Here is a 24,187-nt window from a genome sequence, read left to right on the forward strand (position 1 = left end):
GGCGTTCTCTTTTTCATCGCTTCAATCATCCTTTTGCCGCCGCATTTATTCCCCCTTGCCAAACCACGATTTAGATTATGCTTTTATAGGTGATAGTCGCGCACTGTATGTGGCTTCTTATGTGCGTATTAATGCGGCCAGCCCCCTGTTTGGATTAATAAATTAGTGCGTTCGCCCTTCAAGCGACTCGACATAAGGTTAAGATGGACGATTCTATGACTGACAAAAAGACAGTTCCGCTTTCAGTGCTTGATTTATCGCCGATAGCGCAAGGCAAGACACCACGAGAGGCTTTTCATGCTTCGCTGAGTCTGGCTCAACATGCTGAAAAGTGGGGATATCACCGCTATTGGCTCGCTGAGCATCATAACATGACAGGTATTGCCAGCGCGGCGACCTCAGTACTGATTGGCTATATTGCCGGAGGTACCAAGAGCATCCGTGTCGGCTCCGGCGGCGTCATGCTACCTAACCACTCACCACTGGTGATTGCCGAACAGTTTGGTACCCTCGCCTCTCTCTACCCAGACCGTATCGATCTCGGCCTTGGCCGTGCTCCCGGCAGTGACCAACGCACCATGATGGCACTACGCCGCCATCTGTCCGGTGAAGTGGATAACTTCCCCGCCGATGTTGGCGAACTGCAAAACTACTTTGCTGAAGTACAACCGGGGCAAGCGGTACAAGCCGTGCCTGGGCAGGGTTTGCATGTTCCATTGTGGCTACTGGGGTCCAGCCTGTATAGCGCTCAATTGGCTGCGGCCATGGGCCTGCCGTTCGCCTTCGCCTCACATTTCGCACCAGATATGTTATTCCAGGCGCTCAAGCTCTATCGGGAAAACTTCAAGCCGTCCATTCAATGGCCAAAACCCTATGCTATCGTTTGTGTGAACGTGGTGGCCGCAGATAGCGAGCGCGATGCCCATTTCCTGTTTACCTCCATGCAGCAGCAATTTGTCAATTTACGCCGCGGCACGCCAGGTCAACTACCGCCACCAGTAGAAAACATGGATAATATCTGCTCACCCGCCGAACAATTTGGTGTCGATCAGGCGCTACGCCTATCTATTATTGGTGATAAAAGTAAAGTGCGGCATGGGCTTCAGTCATTACTGCGGGAGACCCAGGCTGACGAATTGATGGTGAATGGCCAGATTTTCGACCATCAGGCACGACTATATTCATTTGAAATAGTTGCCGGATTACAGCCAGAGTTACAAGCTGTTGAGCACCTATAACCCGCCAACTGAAGCAAAATTATAGACATAAAAAAACCAGCCCAAGGGCTGGTTTTTATTTTTAATCATCAGAAATGATTAAGACTTATGCGTCACCAAAACGACGGCGAGTAGGTGCCGCTGCTGCTGGCGCTGGCGCATCTTCACGACGCGGAGCTGCTGAGCGCTGACCATCACGGTTGCCACGACGTTGTTCGCCACCACCGGCTGGAGCACGGTCACTACCGAATGAACGACGAGGAGGAGCACCTGCTGCGCCATCACGACGTTCGCCACCGAATGAACGGCCACCACCACCACGACGCTCACCACCGGCACCAGCACCACCAGCAGGACGCTCACGGCGTTCATGTGGCTGCGCATCACCCAACAACTGCATGTTCAGCGGTTTGTTCAGGATACGGGTACGGGTGAAGTGAGATAACATTTCGCCCGGCATGCCTTTTGGCAACTCGATAGTTGAATGCGAAGCAAACAGCTTGATATTACCAATGTAACGGCTGCTGATGTCGCCTTCGTTAGCAATCGCGCCAACGATATGACGAACTTCAACACCATCATCACGGCCCACTTCAATGCGGTACAGTTCCATCTCACCAACATCACGACGTTCGCGACGTGCTGGACGCTCACCACCATCACGGCTGTCAGGGCGAGGCTCACGACGACTGTCACCACGATCACGGCCACGATCGCTACCACGGTCATCACGGGAATTGAATTCACGCTGCGGACGACGCGGAGCTTCTGGTGGCAGAATCAGAGGACGTTCGCCCTGTGCCATTTTCAGCAGTGCAGCAGCCAGGGTTTCGAGATCAAACTCTTCTTCTGGTTGCAGCTTAGCCAGCAATGCACGGTACAGGTCCAAATCACTGCTTTCCAGCTGTTGGCCAACTTTAGCAGCAAACTGAGCTAAACGACGTTCACCCAACAATTCGGGGTTTGGCAACTGAACTTCTGGAATAGTCAGTTTCATGGTGCGTTCAATGTTTTGCAACAGACGGCGTTCACGGTTCTCAACGAACAGCAACGCACGACCAGCACGACCGGCGCGACCAGTACGGCCGATACGGTGAACGTAAGACTCTGAATCCATAGGGATATCATAGTTTACGACCAAGCTGATACGGTCAACATCCAAACCACGTGCCGCAACGTCAGTTGCAATCAGAATATCCAGACGGCCATCTTTCAGGCGGTTCAGTGTCTGCTCACGTAAAGACTGGTTCATGTCACCGTTCAAGGCAGCGCAGTTATAACCGCTACTTTCCAAGGCTTCAGCCACTTCCAGTGTGCCATTTTTGGTACGCACGAAGATAATAGCTGCATCGAAATCTTCAGATTCCAGGAAACGTACCAGTGCTTCGTTTTTGCGATAGCCGCCACCCACTCTCCAGAAGCTCTGGCTGATGTCAGGGCGGGTAGTCACGCTAGACTGAATGCGGACTTCCTGTGGATCTTTCATAAATTTACGGGTAATACGACGGATCGCATCTGGCATAGTCGCAGAGAACAGTGCGGTCTGATGTTCAGCCGGCATCTGCGCCAGAATGTTTTCGACGTCTTCGATAAAGCCCATACGCAGCATTTCATCTGCTTCATCCAACACTAAACCGCTCAGGTTGGACAGGTTAAGAGTACCGCGTTTCAGGTGGTCTAACAGACGACCTGGGGTACCAACAACAATTTGTGGCCCCTGGCGCAAAGCGCGTAATTGAACGTCATAACGCTGGCCGCCGTAAAGGGCTACAACGTTGACGCCATTAATGTGTTTAGAGAAATCAGACAATGCCTGTGCGACCTGAATAGCCAACTCACGGGTTGGTGCCAGCACCAGAACCTGTGGAGCTTTCAGCTCAGCTTTAATATTGTGTAACAGCGGCAAACCAAACGCGGCTGTTTTACCACTGCCTGTTTGCGCCATGCCGAGAACATCACGGCCGTTTAACAGGTGTGGGATACATTCCAACTGGATAGGAGATGGTTTTTCATAACCAAGATCAGTCAGAGCAGAAAGAATAGGAGCAGATAGCCCCAGATCAGCAAAAGAGGTTTCAAGCTCAGTAGTCATGTACACGTGCCTCATTAATAATGGCAGCCAGTCTACATAACTCGTCGAGAAAATTTTCAGTCATTTTCATTGAAAAGTGTGAACCGGCTCAAATTAGATTATAAAACGAACAAAAAGGCCATCACCTGTTAGGGTGATTAACATTGGTAAAAACCAAGGTAGTCAGGCTAATAGTTGTTCGTCAGCTATTGCTGGTCCGATTCCGATAGGTCGTCTTGTTCTTGGCCCAAAAGCGCCAATTCCAACAATGCATAGCGGTGCTCAACAAAATTATGAACGTTGTTAGCTACCGTCAGTTTGAACAGCGCCGAAGCGGTGTCCTTGTCCCCCAGACTTAGGTAATGTTTACCTAAATAGAAGTCAGTTTCACTGAGATGCTCAGCGAGCGAAGTGTTATCCATTGCATCTGACTTGAGCCTTTCCATCAGCGTTTTTTCGCTGATCGTGCCCAAGTAGAATTCGACAATATTCCATCCCCATTGCCCTCTGTCCGATTTTTCATAGCGCTGTTGTAACGCTACTGCAGCCGCCTTGGGATCGATTTCTCTTTCCACCAGATACAGCCATAACGAACGGAAGGGATCATTTGGATCGTCTTGATAAAACGCCTGCAGATCATCCTGCGCCAACGGGAGTCGACCGCCATAATACAGAGCGATACCCCGGTTTAAACGCGCGTAATTGTAAGTTGGATCAAGCTCTAGTACAGAATCAAACGCTTCATAGGCAGCATCAAAATTGCCTGCCTGCGTTAAATAAATGCCCAAATAGTTAAAAACTTCTGGCATATCAGGACGAATAGCTAACGCTTGCGAAAAATCATTTCGCGCTAGTGCCCGTAGCCCGAGGCTATCATACAGCACTCCGCGCTCATATAAAAGCTGCGCGCGCTCATCATCCGTAAGTGCCCGACTTGCAAGGATTTGTTCCATGCGAGCCAGAATCACTTCCTGCTGCAACGTAGGTTGCAACGGGATAGCCAACACCTCGTCTTTACGCCAATCATGGTTGCTGCATCCTGCCAGCATGAGTGCTGTCGCAACGTAACACCAGCGCAAGAAAGGCTTCATTTCCTACTCCCGAAGACAAACATTGGATAAATATCCTTTCATCCATTTGTTTAACACAAGAGCATCCTGCCCTCGAGATAACACAGCCCCTCACCAGAGGTAAGGAGCTATGGAATACTTTATTACTCTGCTGCTTCTGGTGCCGGAGCTTCTGCGTCAGGAGTAGTGGCTTCTTTGATGCTCAGGCGGATACGGCCCTGGCGATCAACTTCCATTACTTTAACTGGCACTTCTTGGCCCATTTGCAGATAGTCAGTCACTTTCTCTACACGCTTGTCAGCGATTTGAGAAATATGAACTAAACCTTCTTTACCGCCGCCGATTGCCACAAATGCACCGAAATCAACGATACGAGTTACTTTACCCGCATAGATACGGCCCACTTCGATTTCAGCAGTGATTTCTTCGATACGACGGATAGCGTGTTTCGCTTTATCGCCGTCGGTTGCTGCAATCTTAATGGTGCCATCATCTTCGATTTCAATGGTAGTGCCAGTTTCATCAGTCAGCGCACGAATCACAGAACCACCTTTACCGATCACATCCTTGATTTTCTCAGGATTGATTTTCATGGTGTAGATACGTGGAGCAAACTCAGAGATATCACCACGAGGTGTGCTGATAGCCTGTTCCATAACACCCAGAATGTGCAGACGCGCACCCTTGGCCTGGTTCAGAGCCACCTGCATGATTTCGCGGGTAATACCTTCAATTTTAATGTCCATTTGCAGTGCAGTAATACCGTCACGGCTACCGGCCACTTTAAAGTCCATGTCGCCCAAGTGATCTTCGTCACCCAGAATATCAGACAGAACAACAAAGTTTTCGCCTTCTTTAACCAGACCCATCGCGATACCCGCAACAGCGGCTTTAATTGGCACACCTGCATCCATCAGGGCCAAAGAAGCACCACAAACAGAAGCCATTGAGGAAGAACCGTTAGACTCGGTGATTTCAGAAACCACACGAACAGTGTAAGGGAACTCGCTCGGGCTTGGCATTACTGCCAGTACACCACGTTTCGCCAGACGGCCATGGCCAATCTCACGACGCTTAGGTGAACCAACCATACCTGTTTCACCAACACAATATGGAGGGAAATTATAGTGTAGCAGGAATGAGTCAGTACGCTCACCCATCAGCTCATCAATATTTTGCGCATCACGGGCAGTACCCAGTGTTGCAGTAACCAGCGCCTGAGTTTCACCACGGGTGAACAACGCAGAACCATGGGTACGTGGCAATACACCAGTACGCACATCCAGACCACGGATCATGTCTTTTTCGCGGCCATCGATACGTGGCTCGCCACGCAATACGCGGCTACGAACGACGTTTTTCTCAACATCGCCCAGAATGTCATGAATCTCGCTAGCATCTAAAGATTCATCTTGTGCCAACAGCGCTTCAGTGACGTCAGCTTTAATAGCATCAACCTGAGTATAGCGCTCTTGTTTCTCAGTGATACGATAAGCATCACCCAGACGAGCTTCTGCCAGCTCAGCAACACGCGCGTGCAGCGCTTCGTTAACTGGCTCTGCATGCCAATCCCACTTAGGTTTGCCAACTTCAGCAACCAGAGCGTTGATATTCTCAATCACAACTTGTTGTTGTTCGTGGCCGAAGATGACCGCGCCTAACATTTGATCTTCAGACAGAATCTGTGCTTCTGATTCAACCATCAATACTGCGTCAGCAGTACCGGCAACAACCAGATCCAAGCGGCTCTCTTTCAGCTCATCGGTCGTTGGGTTCAGCACATACTGGTCGTTGATGTAACCAACACGAGCAGCACCAATTGGGCCGTTAAATGGAATACCTGACAGGCTCAGCACCGCTGAGGCACCAATCAGTGCCACGATGTCTGGGTTAACTTGTGGGTTAACAGAAACAACGGTCGCAATCACCTGCACTTCGTTCAAGAAGCTGTCTGGGAACAGTGGGCGGATCGGACGGTCAATCAGACGTGAAGTCAGTGTTTCGCCTTCACTTGGGCGGCCTTCACGACGGAAGAAGCTACCTGGGATACGGCCAGCAGCGTAAGTACGCTCCTGATAGTTAACGGTCAGAGGGAAGAAGCTCTGACCTGGCTTGGCTTTCTTTTGGCCAACAACAGTCACAAATACTGCGGTGTCGTCCATGCTTACCATTACAGCAGCCGTTGCCTGGCGAGCCATCATACCGGTTTCAATGGTAACGGTATGTTGACCGTACTGGAATTTACGAATAATCGGAGTCAGCAAAATAGTATCCTTATACTATGCGGTGCCGGATCGTATTGACGACCTCATCCACCTGTTACTAATATCTTCACACTGCATCCTCGCGACTAATGACAATCCTTAACTCTAATTGAGTTAAAGTCTCTCATTAGCCGCGCGAACCTCTGCACCGGAAGATCCTATTTATACCCGTCATCTTTCGATATGTAGCTGTGTTGGCTGCGTTCAATCAGCCGAATCACTTACTTATGTAAGCTCATCGGGACTCTTTCGCTTGCCGCCTTCCTACATCTCGAAATCTATTGGGTAGACAAATCCTATAGAACAACAACAATATACTAACGTATTTTATCATTGCTTCTTAGAAAAAAGGGGCCAATTTGGCCCCTTTCTCCCGAAACTCGCAGACTTAGCGACGCAGACCCAGACGCTCGATCAGGGAAGCATAACGTGCTACATCTTCACGCTTCAGGTAGTCCAGCAGCTTACGACGCGTGGATACCATACGCAGCAGACCACGACGGCTGTGGTGATCTTTTTTGTGCTCGGAGAAGTGACCTTGCAAATGGTTAATTTGAGCAGTCAACAGAGCAACCTGAACTTCGCTTGAACCGGTGTCATTGGTACCGCGACCGAAGTCAGCAACAATTTTAGCTTTCGCTTCAACACTTAGAGACATGATACAACTCCAAATATATAGATAAATTAAAACAGGCGCCGATCTCTAATTCAGCAACCCAATATGTAAGCCGCACTATTCTACTCTTTGCACTGCGGAATCGCAAGGTAGCCGCCTTCCTGCAACTCGAATTATATAGAGTATGGCCTACAGTGCATCTTCCTGCGCCTCTACTACCAGGCGTTTGGGTGCAACACGGCCATCCTCTGCGATAGTGCCGATACCAATGAAGTGACGCTCTTCGCCTTCAGTGATACGGACCATACCTTCGCTTGGCGCGCCAGCAACATGCACCGGTTGCCCTTGCTTTACATAGGCTGCAACAGCAGGTAACAGATTGACTTCAGGGAAGTTTAATACTGCACTGTCCATCGGTAGCAACAGTAAATCCAGCTCTGGATTTGGTGAGCGCTCTTCTGCCTGTGCCACTTCAACTATGGCAGTCAACTGCTCTAAAGTCACCATGCGATCACTTGGGTAAGCGGCCACTTGCAAACGACGCAGATAGCTAACATGTGCCCCACAGCCTAATAATTCACCCAAATCATCAACAATAGTGCGAATGTAGGTACCTTTTGAGCAATGAATTTCCAGCTCAAGATCATTGCCTTCCCAGCGGATAAACAGCAATTCATACACGGTAATGCTACGGGCGTCGCGCTCTACTTCAATCCCCTGCCGGGCATATTCATACAACGGTTTACCTTGATGCTTCAGTGCCGAATACATGGAAGGTATCTGCTGGCTATCGCCGCGGAAACTATCCAGAGCAGCATCCATCTGCGCCTGAGTGACGTTAACTTCACGCTCACTGATTAACGCACCTTCGGCATCCGAAGTATCTGTGCGCTGGCCCAAACGGGCAACCACCAGGTAGCGCTTATCAGAATCCAGCAAGAATTGAGAGAATTTGGTCGCTTCACCAAGACAGATAGGCAACATACCGGTCGCCAGTGGATCGAGTGCACCGGTATGGCCTGCGCGGTTAGCGCTAAAAAGACGTTTTACTTTCTGCAAAACGTCATTAGAGGAGAGGCCCAGCGGCTTATCCAATAACAGAACGCCGTTAATGTCACGGCCGCGACGACGTGGACGCCCCATTACTTCTCCTCGTCGTTACCTGGATTAACCTGACGTTCTACATCATTTTTGATGACGTTAGTCACTAGGTTAGACATCCGCATGCCTTCAATCAATGAGTTATCATAAGCGAAGGTCAGTTCCGGTACGATACGCAAGCGCATCGCTTTACCCAGCAGAGTGCGGATATAACCAGAGGCATCTTGCAGTGCTTTAATGCCATTTTTAACTGTATCCGGGTCTGCGTTATCGGTTAACACATTCAGGAAGGTCACAAAGACTTTAGCGTAAGCCAAATCACGGGACAGCTCGATACCGGATACGGTAGCCATGCCAACACGTGGGTCTTTGATTTCGCGTTGTAAGATGAGTGCGATCTCTTTTTGCATTTCCTGCGAAACACGTTGAGAACGGCTGAATTCTTTTGCCATTTGGATTCTCCAGACAAATTGGGGGGCCAAGGCCCCCCAAATGGATATAAGCAGATCTGAGGCGATTAATCGATAGTACGTTTGATTTCGATAATTTCGAAGACTTCGATCACATCACCAGTACGGACGTCGTTATAGTTCTTAACGCCGATACCACACTCCATACCATTACGAACTTCGTTAACGTCATCTTTGAAGCGGCGCAGAGATTCCAGCTCGCCTTCATAGATAACCACGTTGTCACGCAGAACACGGATTGGATTGTTACGCTTAATCACACCCTCAGTAACCATACAACCTGCAATGGCGCCAAATTTCGGTGATTTAAACACATCACGAACTTCAGCCAGACCAATGATTTGTTGTTTGTACTCAGGTGCCAACATACCACTCATCGCCTGTTTGACTTCGTCGATCAGGCTATAAATTACTGAGTAGTAACGTAGATCCAGACCTTCAGTTTCAACGACACGACGGGCTGAAGCATCAGCACGAACGTTAAAGCCAAGGATGATTGCGCCAGAAGCTGCGGCCAGTGTTGCGTCAGTTTCGGTGATACCACCAACGCCTGAGCCAACAATACGCACTTTCACTTCATCGGTAGACAGATTTTCCAGTGAATCACAGATAGCTTCACAAGAACCCTGTACGTCAGACTTGATTACGATGTTCAGTTCAGAAACTTCGCCTTCGGTCATGTTAGCAAACATGTTTTCCAGCTTAGATTTCTGCTGACGAGCCAGTTTGACTTCGCGGAATTTGCCCTGACGGTACAGTGCAACTTCACGAGCTTTCTTCTCATCACGAACCACAGTCACTTCATCACCGGCAGCAGGAACACTGGACAGACCCAGGATTTCAACCGGAATAGACGGACCAGCAGACGTGATATCACGGCCCAACTCGTCACGCATCGCACGTACACGGCCATACTCAAAGCCACACAGTACGATATCACCTTTGTTCAAGGTACCTTTCTGAACCAGCACGGTAGCAACAGGGCCACGGCCTTTATCCAAGAAGGATTCGATAACCACACCGTTTGCCATGCCAGTACGAACTGCTTTCAGTTCCAGAACTTCAGCTTGCAGCAGGATTGCGTTCAACAATTCATCAATACCGATACCAGCTTTCGCAGATACGTTGATGAACTGAGAGTCACCGCCCCACTCTTCTGGCTGGACACCGTACTGAGACAGCTCGGTTTTAACGCGGTCTGGATCAGCTTCTGGCTTATCGATTTTGTTCACTGCAACCACAACCGGCACTTTCGCCGCTTTGGCATGCTGAATAGCTTCGATAGTCTGTGGCATCACGCCATCGTCGGCTGCAACAACCAACACCACGATATCAGTCGCCTGAGCACCACGGGCACGCATTGAAGTAAACGCGGCGTGTCCTGGGGTATCCAGGAAGGTGATCATGCCGTTTTCAGTTTCAACGTGATAAGCACCGATGTGCTGTGTAATACCACCGGCCTCACCTGACGCCACTTTCGTGGAGCGGATGTAATCCAGCAGAGAGGTTTTACCGTGGTCAACGTGGCCCATGATGGTCACAACCGGAGCGCGGTGCTCGGCTGCGGCTTCAGCGCCAGTATCACGGTCGCTCATCAAAGCTTCTTCCAGTTCGTTTTCACGACGCAGAATCACTTTGTGGCCCATCTCTTCAGCAACCATCTGTGCTGTTTCTTGATCGATAACCTGGTTAATGGTTGCCATAGCACCCAGTTTCATCATTGCTTTGATGACCTGAGAGCCTTTAACAGCCATTTTGTTTGCCAGTTCAGCAACTGTTACAGTCTCACCAATCACAACATCGCGGTTAACCGCAACAACAGGCTTGTTGAAGCTCTGTTGAAGTGTGCTTGGTTTACGTTTGCCTTTACGGCCAACAGCACGTGCTTCTTCACGATCAGCTTTAGACTCGGAGAGTTTATTGCCTTTTTTCTGCTTAGTTGCTTTACCACCACGAGTGCGGCTACGGCGATCACCTTCAACTTTGGCGTCGTTTTCGTCTTCCGCGGCGCGCGCATGTTGTGAGGTGGTTACATGGTAGTCAGCAGACTCAGTCTGCTCAGCCACAGGTGCTGGCCATTTACCTTCGTTTTCGGCTGCCATTTTACGGGCTTCCTCAGCAACGCGTTTAGCATCTTCCTCGACCTTACGGCGTGTTTCTTCTTCTACTGAGCGTTTCAGCTCGGCAGCTTCAGCTTCACGGCGTGCTTTATCGGTCTGAGCTGGCTTGATTTTTTCGTCGGTTTGTTGATTCGTCACTTTTTCTTTTTCCGCTGCTTGGCGTTTAGCTTTTTCAGCGGCCTCACGTTTGGCTTGTTCTTCGGCCGCACGTTTAGCTTTTTCTTCAGCGATTTTCTGCGCTGCTGCTTCCGCTTCACGTTGTGCCTGCTCTTCCGCTTCACGCTGTGCCTGCTCTTCCGCTTTAGCTTGTTCAGCTTCCGGCGTATTTACATAAGTGCGTTTCTTGCGGACCTCGATTTGCACCGATTTACTTTTTCCGCCGGTGCTCGGAATATTCAAGGTGCTACGCGTTTTGCGTTGCAACGTGAGTTTATTCGGCGCACTACCGTGTTCACGGTTTAAGTGCGCCAGCAATGTTTCTTTTTCTTGCTGGGTAACTGAGTCTACTTCAGACTTCTTGATCCCTGCATCAGCAAATTGCTGTACCAGGCGATCAACTGGGGTCTGAATCTCAGCTGCCAGCGATTTTACGGTTACATCTGTCATGCTGTTCCTTCCTGCTACAGTTTATTACGCGTTATCGCCAAACCAACAGATATTACGTGCGGCCATAATCAGCTCGCCGGCTTGCTCATCGCTAAGCCCTTCAATATCTGCCAGATCGTCGATACCCTGCTCGGCAAGATCTTCCAGCGTACACACACCGCGCGCAGCCAATTTGAATGCCATGCTACGTTCCAGACCCGCCAGGTTCAGCAGATCATCAGCGGGTTTTTGGTCGCCAAGACTTTCTTCTTGTGCCAGGGCCAGCGTGGTCAATGCAGCTTTGGCGCGATCACGCAGCGCTTCAACCGTATCTTCGTCAAGACCGTCGATTTCCAGAAGTTCTTTCATTGGCACGTAAGCCAATTCTTCCAGAGAAGAGAAACCTTCCTCTACCAATATGGTGGCAAAGTCCTCATCGATATCAAGATATTTGGTGAAGGTATCAATAGCGGCATGAGCTTCGGCCTGATGCTTCGCCTGAAGATCGTCCGCCGTCATTACGTTCAGTTCCCAGCCACTCAGTTGTGCTGCTAAACGTACGTTCTGGCCGTTACGGCCAATTGCCTGTGCCAAGTTGCTGGCTTCAACGGCAACATCCATCGTGTGTCTGTCTTCATCAACCACAATAGACGCAACATCAGCTGGCGCCATGGCATTAATAACAAACTGGGCTGGATTATCATCCCACAATACAATATCAATGCGCTCGCCGCCAAGCTCGCTGGAAACAGCCTGAACTCGGGCACCACGCATACCGACACAAGCACCGACTGGATCGATACGTTTGTCGTTGGTTTTGACCGCAATTTTAGCACGCGAGCCAGGATCACGGGCGGCAGCTTTAATTTCGATCAATTCTTCGCCAATTTCTGGCACTTCAATACGGAACAGTTCGATCAGCATTTCAGGACGTGAACGGCTGACAAACAACTGAGCACCGCGAGCTTCTGGACGCACGTCATACAGAACACCACGGATACGGTCGCCTGGACGGAAGTTTTCACGCGGTAGCATGTCTTCACGGCCAATAACGGCTTCAGCATTGTTACCCAGATCCAGTGCAATACTGTCACGGTTAACTTTTTTCACCACACCGGTAACAATTTCGCCCAGATACTGACGGAACTGATCAACCACCATAGCACGTTCGGCTTCACGTACTTTCTGTACGATGACCTGTTTAGCTGTTTGGGTTGTGATACGGTCAAAAGTAACAGATTCAATCTGGTCTTCGACATAATCACCCAACTGGAGGGTTGGATCTTCATATTGAGCCGCATCCAACGTGATTTCACGCGTTGGCATGGTAACTTCGTCAACTGCGACCCAACGGCGGAAAGTGTCGAAATCACCGGTTTTACGGTCGATGCTGACGCGAACTTCAATTTCTTGTTCGTATTTTTTCTTGGTCGCTGTCGCTAGAGCGGTTTCCAACGCCTCAAAAATCTTCTCGCGCGGAAGGGATTTCTCATTGGAAACTGCTTCTACAACAGCCAGAATCTCTTTGTTCATCCTAGTTGCCTCATCCAAACTTTAAAAGTGGGGTACCAGGTTCGCTTTCTGGATGTTGCTCAGCGCGAACACTTCATCTTTTCCATCCACAGTAACCGTGATCATTTCACCATCAACGGCTTTAATAATGCCCTGCCATTTACGGCGGTTCTGCATTGCCATACGCAAAACCAAAGTGACTTCTTCACCGAGGTAACGAGTATAGTGTTCAGCGGTGAACATAGGGCGATCAAGGCCCGGAGAGGAAACTTCTAAGTTGTAAGCGACCGTAATTGGATCTTCTACGTCCAATACAGCGCTGACCTGGTGGCTGACATCAGCACAAGCATCAACAGTGATTCCGTCGTCACTATCAATATAGATTCGTAGCGTCGATTGGCGCCCCCGGATGAACTCGATGCCGACTAATTCATAGCCTAAAGCCTCAACCGGTGCTGAAATTATCTCTGTTAACTTTTGTTCTAATGTGGACAAGCCCACCCCCAAGACATAAAAAAAGGGCCTAATAGCCCAGTGATTCTGCTGTCAAATAACAAAAAACCCCGAAATTCGGGGCTTTATGCAACTGGACCCTGTTTGCCGCAAAGCGGCTTCGGTACAACTTTCTGACAAGTATTTTTTTCAAATTGAAATCGAAAGTATCTGAGGTCTACCGAATACAACATTTGAAAAAAAACACTTTAGGAAAGTGGTTGCGGGGGCCGGATTTGAACCGACGACCTTCGGGTTATGAGCCCGACGAGCTACCAGGCTGCTCCACCCCGCGTCCGAAAACGTGGCAAATATTACGTTGATAACGACAAAAAAGCAAGTTATCTGACTGATTTGGTACCGAGGACGGGACTTGAACCCGTAAGCCCAATCGGGCACTACCACCTCAAGGTAGCGTGTCTACCAATTCCACCACCCCGGCACTGATTCAACTGGTTGTTTTTACTATTTAAGTCGTCACAACCATTTTAAAACTTTTTTCTATCGTTACTACTTACTGCTGGCAAAACATTACTGCGGGATATCGCTACTTGGCTTAGCTGGTGCTACTGGAGCTGTAGTCTGCTCAGTTTTTGCAGGCGTACCCAAGTTTTCCCACTCGCTGCCTGTATGGCCCTGGTTGGTGCTCATATTGCCCAGAATCAAGCTAATGACGAAGAACAGCGTCGCCAATAAAGCCGTCATGCGAGTCATAAAGTTACCGGAACCATTCGAACCGAACAGAGTTGCAGACGCACCTGCTCCGAATGAGGCTCCCATATCCGCGCCTTTACCTTGCTGCAACATGATCAGAGCAACTAGCCCAATCGAAATCAGCAAGAAAAATACCAGAAGAGCTTCGTACATAGTTGTACCTGTATCCTTGCGGATTCACCGCATGCCAAATGCTTTTCACCCATCAGCGGGGACTTATTCACCCACTTAAGCGGGTGTGAATACTAACCAAAGCGCATAGTACACGCAAGGGCAATTTCACAACACGAGTTCATTTGCAGAAAAAAGCGTCAAGTTATTCAACTTCAGCGCAATTTATGGGGGAAAGAGTCACGCCCTCCCCCATAAAAGCACCATTAACCTGCCGCTTTCACCGCATCTGCGATCCGGTTTGCCATTTCAGCAATCAATGATTCTTCAGCATCACCTTCAACCATCACGCGGATTAATGGTTCGGTACCTGATTTACGCAACAGAACGCGGCCACGATCACCCAATTCTTTTTCAACCTGGCGAGTCACTTCTTCAACTGCCTCAGATTTAAGAGGATTGTGTTCACCAGAGAAACGTACGTTCACCAGGATTTGTGGCAATAGCTTCATGCCACTGCATAAATCATGCAGGCTCATGTGATTACGTACCATAGCAGTAAGCACTTGCAAACCAGCAACAATGCCGTCACCGGTGGTAGTTTTATCCAGTAAAATTACATGACCTGAGTTTTCAGCACCAATGCGCCAGCCTTTCTCTTGCATGGCTTCCAGTACGTAGCGGTCACCCACTTTGGCACGAACAAACGGAATACCCAGTTCTTTTAGAGCCAGCTGTAAACCCATGTTACTCATTAGCGTACCAACCGCACCGCCTTTCAGTTGACCCTGACGCAAGCCTTCGCGCGCGATGATATACAAAATCTGGTCGCCATCAACCTTGTTGCCCAGATGGTCAACCATCATCAAGCGGTCACCATCACCGTCAAATGCCAGGCCAACATGTGCATCTTCAGCCAGCACACGCGCTTGCAGCAAGCGAACATCCGTGGCACCACATTCTTCATTGATATTCATGCCATCAGGTTCACAGCCGATGGTGATAACATTTGCCCCGAGTTCACGTAATACACTTGGAGCGATGTGATAGGTGGCACCATTGGCGCAATCGACCACAATTTTTAACTCTTTCAGGCTAAGTTCGCTCGGGAATGTGCCTTTACAGAACTCAATGTAGCGCCCGGCCGCATCCACGATACGGTTAGCTTTACCCAATTCGGCAGATTCAACGCAGGTTAATGGTTTTTCCATTTCTGCTTCAATGGCCTCCTCCACATCATCAGGCAGTTTGGTGCCATCAATTGAGAAGAATTTAATGCCATTATCTTCGAAAGGGTTATGGGACGCTGAAATAACAATACCCGCTTCAGCGCGGAAAGTTCGGGTCAGATAAGCAACAGCAGGGGTCGGCATCGGGCCGGTAAATGATGCCGATAGCCCAGCGGCGGCCAAGCCGGCTTCCAGCGCCGATTCCAGCATGTAGCCGGAAATACGCGTATCTTTACCGATGATAATTTTACGAGAACCATGTCGAGCCAGAACCTTACCGGCAGCCCAGCCGAGCTTTAATACAAAATCAGGCGTAATCGGACTCTCACCCACTTTGCCGCGAATGCCATCTGTACCAAAGTATTTACGGTTACTCATAATTTTTATTTATCCCTTCGCTGAAAGTGTTGCCTCGACGATACGCATCGCCTCGACAGTTTCTTTGACATCATGCACTCGGACAATCTGTGCGCCTTGCATAGCGGCAATGACAGCACAAGCGACACTCCCGATGACCCGCTGTTGTGGCGGAACATGTAATAGCTGACCCACCATCGATTTTCGCGACATTCCCACTAACAATGGCAACCCAAAATGATGCAGTTCAGCCAGTCGCGCCAATAACTGGTAATTATGCGCCAAATTTTTGCCGAAACCGAAGCCTGGGTCGAGTAACAATTTACTTTTTGCGATACCGGCCGCAACACAGCGAGCAATATGGTATTCAAAGAACTGGTTTACATCAGCCAGTAAATCATCGTAATGCGGTGACTGCTGCATACTTTGCGGTTGCCCCTGCATATGCATCAGGCACACCGGCAGACCGGTTTTTGCCGCAGCGTCGAGCGCACCTGGCTCTTGTAATGAGCGGATATCATTAATCAGATGGGCACCAGCTTGAGCAGATTCAGTGATAACCGCCGCTTTAGAGGTATCTACAGATAACCAAGTATCAAAGCGCTTGGCTAATGCCTCGACAACTGGCACTACCCGATCAAGCTCCTCCTGCTCACTCACTTGTGCAGCGCCAGGGCGGGTGGACTCGCCACCAATATCAATCAGCGTAGCACCTGCTGATAACATCAATTGGGCATGCTGTAATGCTTTATCAATATTATTGTGATGTCCACCATCCGAAAACGAATCCGGGGTGACATTCAAGATACCCATAACGTGTGGGAGAGAGAGATCCAGAACCCGATCTCTGGCAGTTAAATGCATGTCATCGCACCTTAAAAGTGGCAGTTCACGTCAATTTTATATCTTAGAAAAAGAAAAACCCCAGGCAAGCCCGAGGTTTATATTAATCACAACGCTTTATACTCGGTATACTTCAAGCTGCATGTGCGTTAGCTGCTCTCTCTCACCCGAATCATTGACTGGCGTCAACTCATCGGGATTCATTCACTTGCCGCCTTCCTGCAACTCGAATTATTTAGAGTATAGATGCCAACAGTTGACTTACTTATCGCCCAACTGTTCTGACATGGTATTTGAATTGCCTGGCGTTGGTACATTTGGCTCATCAACCGGCGTTGGTGCCTTTGGTGTGCTGTCATTGTCAGATGATTTATTCTTGGTCGCATCATCCCAGCCCGCTGGCGGGCGAACTTCTTTGCGATTCATCAAATCATCAATCTGCGGTGCATCAATCGTTTCATACTTCATCAAAGCATCTTTCATGGTATGCAGAACATCCATATTTTCCATCAGCAATGTACGTGCACGCTGATAGTTACGCTCGACAAGTAACTTAACTTCCTGATCGATAATACGCGCAGTTTCATCAGACATATGCTTGGCTTTTGCCACAGAACGGCCAAGGAATACCTCGCCTTCTTCTTCAGCATACAGCAACGGCCCCAGTTTTTCGGAGAAGCCCCACTGCGTCACCATGTTACGCGCGATAGACGTGGCAACTTTGATATCATTCGATGCACCGGTAGAGACTTTTTCCGGCCCGTAAATGATCTCTTCAGCAAGACGACCACCGTATAAGGTAGAGATCTGGCTTTCCAGTTTCTGACGGCTAGCGCTGATAGCATCACCTTCCGGCAGGAAGAATGTTACACCCAACGCACGACCACGGGGAATAATGGTCACTTTATGTACTGGGTCATGTTCAGGTACCAGACGACCGATGATCGCATGGCCTGCTTCATGATAAGCCGTTGATTCTTTTTGTGCTTCTGTCATTACCATGGAGCGACGTTCCGCACCCATCATAATTTTATCTTTCGCTTTCTCAAACTCAGCCATCGAAACAACACGCTTGTTACCACGAGCAGCAAACAACGCGGCTTCGTTGACCAGGTTAGCCAGGTCAGCACCAGAGAAGCCTGGTGTACCACGTGCAATAACTGAAGCATCGATATCGGTATCTAATGGCACGCGGCGCATATGAACTTTAAGAATCTGTTCACGACCACGGACATCAGGTAAACCAACCACAACCTGACGGTCAAAACGACCTGGACGCAGTAACGCCGGGTCAAGAACGTCTGGACGGTTAGTTGCTGCGATGACGATGATGCCTTCATTGCCTTCAAAGCCATCCATTTCAACCAGCATTTGGTTCAGTGTCTGTTCACGTTCGTCATGACCACCACCCAAACCAGCGCCACGTTGACGGCCTACCGCATCGATTTCATCGATAAAGATGATACAAGGTGCGGCTTTTTTAGCCTGCTCAAACATGTCACGGACACGGGATGCACCCACACCAACGAACATTTCTACGAAGTCAGAACCAGAAATAGTGAAGAATGGCACTTTAGCTTCACCTGCAATGGCTTTCGCCAGCAAGGTTTTACCTGTCCCTGGAGGACCAACCATCAATACGCCTTTCGGAATCTTACCGCCCAGTTTCTGGAAGCGGCTTGGCTCACGCAGATAGTCAACCAATTCACTGACTTCTTCTTTTGCTTCGTCGCAACCGGCCACATCAGCAAAAGAGGTTTTTATTTGATCTTCTGTCAGCATGCGGGCTTTGCTCTTGCCAAAGGACATCGCCCCTTTGCCGCCGCCACCTTGCATTTGACGCATAAAGAAGATCCAGACCCCAATCAACAACAACATTGGGAACCAGGAAATAAAGATAGAGGCCAGCAAGCTCGGCTCTTCCGGTGGCTCACCAACAACTTTCACATTTTTAGTCAATAAGGTATCTAACAGCTTTGGATCGTTGACCGGAATGAAAGTCGTATATTTGCTGTTATCTTTCTTACTGACGTTAATTTCACGCCCATTAATACGCGCTTCACGAACCTGTTCTTGGGTTACGTCGGACATGAAAGTAGAGTAATCCACTTTACGGCCATTCGATTCGCTGGGTCCAAAGCTCTGGAATACAGACATCAGTACGACTGCAATAACTAACCAGAGAATTAGGTTTTTCGCCATGTCACTCAAGGGATTAACCTCATATTACAACTGTGTTAACAAACAGCGTTAGGGTACTACAGTTTCCGCCCTGTCGCTACAATGTACACTTCACGCGATCGCGCACGAGAAGCGTCTGGCTTACGAATCTTAACTTTCGTAAACAGGGAGCGAATTTCCCGTAGGTATTCATCAAAGCCATCTCCCTGAAACACCTTCACCAGGAAACTTCCGCCTGGCGCAAGTACATCACGACACATATCTAAAGCTAATTCAACCAGATACATTGATTTAGGTATATCGACTGCCGGAGTACCACTCATATTCGGGGCCATATCACACATGACCACCTGAACTTTTTTATCCCCAACACGCTCAAGTAAAGCTTTCAGGACTAGTTCATCACGAAAATCGCCCTGAAGGAAATCGACACCAACGATAGGATCCATTGGTAGAAGATCACATGCGATGACCCGCCCTTTACCGCCTATTTGGGTTACTGCATATTGGGACCAACCGCCGGGTGCAGCGCCTAAATCGACTACTGTCATACCGGGTTTAAAAAGTTTATCGTTCTGTTGTATTTCATCAAGTTTAAACCAGGCGCGAGAGCGTAGCCCCTTTTTCTGTGCCTGAATTACATATTTATCGCTAAAGTGTTCTTGTAACCAGCGACTAGAGCTAGCCGAACGCTTTTTATTAGACATCTCTTTTTCCAACTATCTTAATTAAGAGCCCGCGCATCTGTTGCTTAGCTCGCGTAAACTCCCCATCGACGTAGACCGATTTGGTGATACACATGAGATGGCGGTAGAATGAACCGTTTTCAATCCCAACTTAAGCAAAAAAGACGATGAATCTGAATAACAAACAAAAACAGCACCTGAAAAGCCTGGCCCATCCATTAAAGCCAGTAGTCATGCTGGGCAATAACGGGTTAACCGAAGGGGTGCTGGCTGAAATCGAACAAACGCTGGAACATCATGAACTTATTAAGGTGAAGATCACTGCTGAAGAGCGTGAAACCAAAGCCCTAATTGCTGATGCCATCGTGCGTGAGACCGGTGCCGTTAACGTCCAAATCATCGGTAATATTTTAGTGCTCTATCGCCCAGCGAAAGAGCGGAAAATTATTTTACCGCGTTAATGACGCTTGTTTTAGAGAAAAGGTGCCATGCACTTTGTTCTGATAAAAGGCCGCAAGCGGCCTTTTACTTTTCTTTACAACTTCATTTTTGAGAAATAACGCGTAATAGCTGCTCAGATGGACAAGTATTACACATAATCCACGCTAAGAATTTCATATTCTACTTCGCCGCCTGGAGTTCGAATAACAACGACGTCATCGACTTCCTTACCAATCAGGCCACGAGCGATAGGTGAGTTAACCGAAATAAGATTTTGTTTAAAATCCGCTTCATCATCACCCACAATCCGGTATTGCTGCTCTTCTTCGCTATCCACATTTAATACACGAACCGTGGCACCAAAAATAACGCGGCCATTATTAGGCATTCTGGTGATATCAATCACCTGCGCATTAGAGAGTTTTGCTTCTATTTCTTGAATCCGGCCTTCACAGAACCCTTGTTGCTCGCGGGCTGCATGATATTCCGCATTTTCTTTCAAGTCACCGTGTTCGCGGGCAGTGGCGATATCAGCAATAATTTTAGGGCGACGAACGCCTTTTAAAAAATCCAGCTCTTCACGCAGTTTCTCTGCGCCATTTACCGTCATCGGAATCTGTTTCATCTTTTAAATACCTCTAAATCTATCCTGTTCAAAAAACCGTCATCCTAACGTTTTCGAATGAAAATGCGGCTAGTTTGATAGCCTACACGCCTCCAGGCGATAAACAAAAAAAATCACCCCGGAGCCAAAACCCCAAGTCAGGATCAATTCTGCATTTTGATATGCATTTTAACGTAGAGTTCCTTTAGGGTCATCGTTTACTTTCGCCCTCGTTGCACCGTAGTATGGCAACACGTTATTCAGCAGTTATACCGAAATTATGCATTTTTCACGAATTGTCAGTGGATTGGCCTGTGCTATTGCGATCAATATCAGCATATCTAACGCCAATGCGGCTCAGGTCGAAAATTACACACAGTATCTGCCTGATGGGGCAAATCTTGCGTTAGTAGTACAAAAAATCGGGGCTACGACTCCAGCAATAGACTATCACGCTCAGCAGATGGCCTTACCCGCCAGTACGCAAAAAGTCCTGACCGCATTGGCCGCTTTGCTACAGCTTGGACCTGATTTTCGCTTCAATACCACACTAGAAAGTCACGGCCCGATCACCGACGGTGTGTTGCGCGGCAATTTAATTGCACGTTTTGACGGTGACCCCACTTTAACACGCCAGCAGTTGCGTAATATGGTGGCTACGCTAAGAAAAGCCGGTGTAAAACAAGTTGCAGGTGATTTGATCATTGATACGTCGGTTTTTGCCAGCCACGACAAAGCACCCGGTTGGCCGTGGAACGATATGACACAATGTTTTAGTGCCCCACCTGCGGCGGCCATTGTCGATCGTAACTGTTTTTCAGTCTCACTATACAGCGCGCCTAATCCGGGCGACATGGCATTTATCCGAGTTGCATCCTATTATCCGGTGCAGATGTTCAGTGAAGTACGTACTTTAGCTAAAGGTTCACCAGATGCGCAATATTGCGAGTTAGATGTCGTTCCAGGCGAATTAAACCGATTCACGCTTACCGGATGCCTGACACAACGCAGTGAACCGCTGCCTCTGGCCTTTGCAGTACAAAATGGTGCCAGCTATGCCGGTGCCATCTTGAAAGATGAACTAAAAAAAGCGGATATTCAGATTGACGGCAGCCTACGCCGGCAGACGACCCCCAATGCCGCTGGCACCGTGCTAGCCCAAGCACAGTCAGCACCGTTACATGACTTACTGAAAATCATGTTGAAAAAGTCTGACAACATGATTGCCGATACCGTGTTCAGGACCATTGGTCATCAGCGATTTGGTGTACCGGGCACATGGCGCGCTGGTGCCGATGCGGTACGTCAGGTTCTGCGCCAGAAGGCCGGTGTGGATCTGGGGAACAGTATTGTCGTGGATGGGTCGGGTTTGTCACGTCATAATCTCATTTCGCCGGCAACCATGATGCAAGCTTTGCAATATATAGCTCAACATGATCAAGAACTTAATTTTATCTCAATGCTGCCATTATCGGGCTATGACGGTACATTACGTTATCGTGGTGGCCTGCATGAAGCGGGTGTTGATGGCAAAGTTTCGGCCAAAACCGGGGCACTACAAGGCGTATACAATCTGGCCGGATTTATTACTACCGCCAGTGGGCAGCGCATGGCATTTGTCCAATTCTTGTCGGGTTACGCCGTACCACCTGAAGATCAAAAAAATCGTCGGGCACCTTTGGTTCGCTTCGAAAGCCGCCTGTATAAAGACATCTATCAGAATAATTAAAAATTATGAAACTACTGATTGTTGAAGATGATGAACTGCTGCAACGCGGGATAGCTATGGCCCTGACCAATCAGGGCTATGCCTGTGACTGTGCCGGTACCGCAGCCGAAGCGCACAGTTTATTACACACCAGTCAGTACAGCATGGTAATCCTCGATCTCGGCCTGCCGGATCAAGATGGTGCCGTGTTGTTGCGTCAATGGCGGCGCCAGCATGTCACCTTACCGGTACTTATCCTCACCGCCCGTGATGCACTGGAAGATCGGGTTGACGGGCTGGATGCCGGTGCTGACGATTACCTTATCAAACCTTTCGCGTTAGCCGAGTTACTGGCACGCGTTCGCGCATTGATTCGTCGTTATCAGGGGCAAAGTGACAATTTGGTGCAACAAGATGACCTGAGCCTTAACTTATCAACACAGCAAGTCTGTTTGCAGGATCAGCCGCTGGAAATCACACCCAAAGAGTTTGCGATCCTCTCGCGCTTAATTATGCGGGCCGGCCAAACCGTTAACCGTGAGTTATTACAGCAGGATCTGTATACCTGGAATGATGATCTCGGCTCCAACACGCTAGAAGTGCATATCCATAATCTTCGCCGCAAATTAGGCAAAGATCGTATTCGTACCGTAAGGGGTATTGGCTATCGTCTGGAGGCACAATCATGATCAGTATGCGACGCCGTCTGATTTTAATGCTGGCGTTAATATTATTGGTTACCCAGTTGATTAGTGCCTTTTGGTTATGGCATGAAAGTCAGGAACAAATCAGCTTCCTGGTTGATGAAACCCTTAGCGCACAAGCGCGTAATGAGCGGGTTGATACGGAAATAGCGGAAGCCATTGCATCACTGCTTGCGCCGTCGCTCATCATGATGGCCATCACCCTTTTGCTCTCTTTCTGGGCGATCAGTTGGATTATTCGTCCACTTGATCAATTGCAAAAAAAGCTGGCTGAACGTTCAGCCGATAATCTCACCCCAGTGATTGTTAAGAGCGATATGCAAGAAATCGTCTCTGTAACATCGACACTTAACCAGTTGTTATTCCGGCTCTCTAATACTATTGCGCAAGAACGCCTGTTCACTGCCGATGCCGCACATGAGTTACGCACACCTCTGGCCGGGATTCGTCTGCACCTTGAGTTGATGGAACAACAAGGGATCACTGAAAGTAAATCATTGATTAGTCGCATCGACTTATTGATGCATACTATTGAACAGTTACTGACACTATCCAGAGCAGGCCAAAATTTTGCTAGTGGCCTATATCAATCTCTTGATTGGACTGAAAATGTGGTGCAGCCACTGCAAGATGAATTACAGGAAATGTGTGATCTTCGGCAACAAACTATCCAATGGGAATTCCCGCCTTATGCCAAGACAGAAGGTGACGCCACGCTGCTGCGCCTGATGTTGCGAAATCTGGTTGAAAATGCCCATCGTTATAGCCCGGTTGGTAGCCAGATTTCAGTCAAACTCGTTACTGAAAACTTGGGTGCCATTCTGCAAGTGATGGATGAAGGGCCGGGAATAAAACCAGAACAGGCGGGTGAATTGACTCAAGCGTTTCGTCGTATGGATCAACGCTATGGCGGCAGTGGGTTAGGGCTAAATATCGTGATCCGTATTGTGCAACTGCACCAAGGCAGGTTAACACTGGAGAACCGCCCAGACCGTTCAGGACTGCAGGCGCAATGCTGGATACCTGCCGTCACCCATGGCACGGCGTTACCTCCATTTAGCTAGTGTCGCCCATTAGGTGTTCAAATAAAA

Annotated in this window: 21 protein-coding genes and 2 tRNA genes; 5 read left to right on the forward strand and 18 right to left on the reverse strand. The window is 48.7% G+C overall.

The features are described 5' to 3' along the window. The first annotated feature begins 215 nt into the window (after nt 1-215). Nucleotides 216-1,238, forward strand: a complete 1,023-nt coding sequence (locus V1955_RS19605; RefSeq protein WP_083160889.1) for a luciferase-like monooxygenase — start codon at nt 216-218, stop codon at nt 1,236-1,238. An 85-nt stretch (nt 1,239-1,323) separates the two neighbouring features. On the opposite strand, the gene V1955_RS19610 is transcribed toward V1955_RS19605, so the two are convergent. From V1955_RS19610 to rlmE, 17 genes are all read right to left on the reverse strand, one after another. Continuing rightward, complete coding sequence (locus tag V1955_RS19610) at nt 1,324-3,309, reverse strand: DEAD/DEAH family ATP-dependent RNA helicase (RefSeq protein ID WP_442821309.1); 1,986 nt, start codon at nt 3,307-3,309, stop codon at nt 1,324-1,326. Next, complete coding sequence (yrbN, locus tag V1955_RS19615) at nt 3,299-3,379, reverse strand: protein YrbN (RefSeq protein ID WP_096335046.1); 81 nt, start codon at nt 3,377-3,379, stop codon at nt 3,299-3,301. Before yrbN ends, V1955_RS19610 begins: the two co-directional genes overlap by 11 nt. Nucleotides 3,380-3,494: 115 nt before the next feature. Further along, a complete protein-coding gene (nlpI, locus tag V1955_RS19620; protein WP_083160891.1) occupies nt 3,495-4,379 on the reverse strand; it encodes a lipoprotein NlpI in 885 nt (294 codons plus the stop codon). A 122-nt stretch (nt 4,380-4,501) separates the two neighbouring features. After that, nucleotides 4,502-6,622 (reverse strand): polyribonucleotide nucleotidyltransferase, encoded by a 2,121-nt coding sequence (pnp, locus tag V1955_RS19625; RefSeq protein ID WP_083160892.1) that lies wholly within the window; start codon nt 6,620-6,622, stop codon nt 4,502-4,504. Between the two features lie 388 nt (nt 6,623-7,010). Next, nucleotides 7,011-7,280 (reverse strand): 30S ribosomal protein S15, encoded by a 270-nt coding sequence (rpsO, locus tag V1955_RS19630; protein ID WP_050085613.1) that lies wholly within the window; start codon nt 7,278-7,280, stop codon nt 7,011-7,013. A 147-nt stretch (nt 7,281-7,427) separates the two neighbouring features. Continuing rightward, a complete protein-coding gene (truB, locus tag V1955_RS19635) occupies nt 7,428-8,381 on the reverse strand; it encodes a tRNA pseudouridine(55) synthase TruB (RefSeq protein ID WP_442821310.1) in 954 nt (317 codons plus the stop codon). After that, complete coding sequence (gene rbfA / locus V1955_RS19640; RefSeq protein ID WP_032816249.1) at nt 8,381-8,791, reverse strand: 30S ribosome-binding factor RbfA; 411 nt, start codon at nt 8,789-8,791, stop codon at nt 8,381-8,383. The genes truB and rbfA overlap by 1 nt, the downstream gene beginning before the upstream one ends. Before the next feature lie 65 nt (nt 8,792-8,856). After that, nucleotides 8,857-11,535, reverse strand: a complete 2,679-nt coding sequence (infB, locus tag V1955_RS19645; protein ID WP_083160894.1) for a translation initiation factor IF-2 — start codon at nt 11,533-11,535, stop codon at nt 8,857-8,859. Nucleotides 11,536-11,559: 24 nt separating this feature from the next. Further along, on the reverse strand, nt 11,560-13,047 hold the full coding sequence (gene nusA, locus V1955_RS19650; protein ID WP_083160895.1) for a transcription termination factor NusA: 1,488 nt from the start codon (nt 13,045-13,047) through the stop codon (nt 11,560-11,562). A 21-nt stretch (nt 13,048-13,068) separates the two neighbouring features. Continuing rightward, entirely contained in the window at nt 13,069-13,521 is a 453-nt protein-coding gene (gene rimP, locus V1955_RS19655) for a ribosome maturation factor RimP (RefSeq protein ID WP_002222054.1), read from the reverse strand. A 215-nt stretch (nt 13,522-13,736) separates the two neighbouring features. Further along, nucleotides 13,737-13,813 (reverse strand) — tRNA-Met (locus V1955_RS19660). 60 nt (nt 13,814-13,873) lie between these two features. Then, nucleotides 13,874-13,960 (reverse strand) — tRNA-Leu (locus V1955_RS19665). A gap of 89 nt (nt 13,961-14,049) precedes the next feature. Beyond that, complete coding sequence (secG, locus tag V1955_RS19670; protein ID WP_005186467.1) at nt 14,050-14,385, reverse strand: preprotein translocase subunit SecG; 336 nt, start codon at nt 14,383-14,385, stop codon at nt 14,050-14,052. 224 nt (nt 14,386-14,609) lie between these two features. Continuing rightward, a complete protein-coding gene (gene glmM, locus V1955_RS19675) occupies nt 14,610-15,950 on the reverse strand; it encodes a phosphoglucosamine mutase (RefSeq protein WP_083160899.1) in 1,341 nt (446 codons plus the stop codon). Between the two features lie 9 nt (nt 15,951-15,959). Then, nucleotides 15,960-16,793, reverse strand: coding sequence for a dihydropteroate synthase (gene folP, locus V1955_RS19680; RefSeq protein ID WP_083160901.1), 834 nt, complete (start codon nt 16,791-16,793; stop codon nt 15,960-15,962). A gap of 240 nt (nt 16,794-17,033) precedes the next feature. Then, nucleotides 17,034-18,974, reverse strand: a complete 1,941-nt coding sequence (ftsH, locus tag V1955_RS19685) for an ATP-dependent zinc metalloprotease FtsH (RefSeq protein WP_083160903.1) — start codon at nt 18,972-18,974, stop codon at nt 17,034-17,036. A gap of 56 nt (nt 18,975-19,030) precedes the next feature. Continuing rightward, nucleotides 19,031-19,660 carry a 23S rRNA (uridine(2552)-2'-O)-methyltransferase RlmE gene (gene rlmE / locus V1955_RS19690; protein ID WP_083160905.1) on the reverse strand — a complete coding sequence of 210 codons (630 nt, stop codon included), beginning with the start codon at nt 19,658-19,660 and terminating at the stop codon, nt 19,031-19,033. A gap of 146 nt (nt 19,661-19,806) precedes the next feature. On the opposite strand from rlmE, the gene yhbY reads away from it, so the two are divergent. After that, nucleotides 19,807-20,100 carry a ribosome assembly RNA-binding protein YhbY gene (gene yhbY, locus V1955_RS19695; protein ID WP_004389225.1) on the forward strand — a complete coding sequence of 98 codons (294 nt, stop codon included), beginning with the start codon at nt 19,807-19,809 and terminating at the stop codon, nt 20,098-20,100. Between the two features lie 128 nt (nt 20,101-20,228). Here the strand turns inward: yhbY and greA are convergent, their stop codons facing one another. Then, a complete protein-coding gene (gene greA, locus V1955_RS19700) occupies nt 20,229-20,705 on the reverse strand; it encodes a transcription elongation factor GreA (RefSeq protein ID WP_005186441.1) in 477 nt (158 codons plus the stop codon). Between the two features lie 259 nt (nt 20,706-20,964). Here greA and dacB point away from each other — a divergent pair, with 259 nt between their 5' ends. Genes dacB through pmrB form a run of 3 tightly spaced genes read left to right on the forward strand, consistent with a single transcriptional unit; the run spans nt 20,965 to nt 24,160 of the window. After that, complete coding sequence (dacB, locus tag V1955_RS19705) at nt 20,965-22,413, forward strand: serine-type D-Ala-D-Ala carboxypeptidase (protein ID WP_083160907.1); 1,449 nt, start codon at nt 20,965-20,967, stop codon at nt 22,411-22,413. 5 nt (nt 22,414-22,418) lie between these two features. After that, nucleotides 22,419-23,081, forward strand: coding sequence for a two-component system response regulator PmrA (gene pmrA / locus V1955_RS19710; protein ID WP_083160909.1), 663 nt, complete (start codon nt 22,419-22,421; stop codon nt 23,079-23,081). Next, a complete protein-coding gene (gene pmrB / locus V1955_RS19715; protein ID WP_083160911.1) occupies nt 23,078-24,160 on the forward strand; it encodes a two-component system sensor histidine kinase PmrB in 1,083 nt (360 codons plus the stop codon). Before pmrA ends, pmrB begins: the two co-directional genes overlap by 4 nt. Nucleotides 24,161-24,187 lie beyond the last annotated feature (27 nt).

The organism is Yersinia sp. 2545 StPb PI (assembly GCF_052217125.1).
GTDB lineage: Bacteria > Pseudomonadota > Gammaproteobacteria > Enterobacterales > Enterobacteriaceae > Yersinia > Yersinia enterocolitica_E.